The organism is Brevibacterium sp. Mu109, assembly GCF_900169375.1.
Lineage (GTDB): Bacteria > Actinomycetota > Actinomycetes > Actinomycetales > Brevibacteriaceae > Brevibacterium > Brevibacterium yomogidense_A.
The window spans coordinates 1-1,017 of sequence record NZ_FXZF01000125.1; the positions used below are offsets into that span (position 1 = coordinate 1).

The window sequence follows — 1,017 nt, forward strand, 5'->3', positions numbered from 1 at the left end:
TTCTGGGTCAGGGCAGAGCTGTGGACGGGTGTTGTGCCAGTCATGTCGATTTCCTCCATTGGAATCGGTGGTGGCTTCGACGCGGTGAGCCGACAGTTACGCGGTGTGCAGACCGCGTTTTTGTCGGATCACCGCGTCGGTGGCTGCTCGTCGTCGGGGCCGCCGAGGCGGTCGCCGGGGCACCGTGGGCGGTGCGGGGGCCTGCGCCCGCCGCAGCAGCGCCGCCGGGAGGTCGGGGTCGACGATCGTCGCCGACCGTTCCCGCGTGAGGAGGTAGCCCTCGACCGCGAGCTGGGCATACGCGGTCTCGACCGTCCCGCGGGAGACGCCGAGGTGGCCGGCAAGCTTCCGACTCGCAGGCACGGGCTCTCCCGGCCGCAGCTCCCCGCGCGCGACGAGGGCCCGGATCCCGGTGACGATCTGGTCGGGCAGCGGCGAGTCGTGGTCGAGTGCGATGCCGAGGGACTCACGGGTCGAGCGCGGAAGTGCGGGCATGGCTCCATGCTACCCACTACTGGCCCAAACTTCTCGATGGATTCTGGCTCTCCGTATGGGCCACATTGAGCTCTAGCCTGGAGTGGACGCGTCGGCGGCCGACGTGCAGACAAACCCTTGTCCCACCCATCCACGGTGCCCGTCCCCCTGGGCACCCGTGCGACAGAAGCGAAGCGAAGGCACAGCAATGACCGAGACACAGACCCTGCTCAACACCGGACTCGCCCAGATGCTCAAGGGCGGCGTTATCATGGACGTCGTCAACGAGGAGCAGGCCAGCATGGCGAGGCGCAGATCCTCGAGAGCCTCGGAGTCGACTACATCGACGAGTCCGAGGTCCTCTCCCCCACCGACTACGTCAACCACATCGACAAGTCCGTCTTCACCGTCCCCTTCAGCTGCGGGGCGACCAACCTCGGCGAGGCGCTGCGCCGCATCCAGGAGGGCGCATCGATGATCCGCTCGAAGGGTGAGGCAGTCACCGGCGAGGTCTCCGAGGCGATGCGCCACCTGCGCACGATC

Annotated in this window: 1 protein-coding gene and 1 pseudogene; one reads left to right on the forward strand and one right to left on the reverse strand. The window is 67.7% G+C overall.

Annotated features, from left to right (window positions below; genetic code table 11):
• Positions 1 to 96: 96 nt before the first annotated feature.
• Complete coding sequence (locus BSP109_RS16845) at positions 97 to 495, reverse strand: GntR family transcriptional regulator (protein ID WP_257944768.1); 399 nt, start codon at positions 493 to 495, stop codon at positions 97 to 99.
• A 187-nt stretch (positions 496 to 682) separates the two neighbouring features.
• On the opposite strand from BSP109_RS16845, the pseudogene BSP109_RS16850 reads away from it, so the two are divergent.
• Positions 683 to 1,017, forward strand: a pseudogene (locus tag BSP109_RS16850) (pyridoxal 5'-phosphate synthase lyase subunit PdxS); the annotation flags it as partial.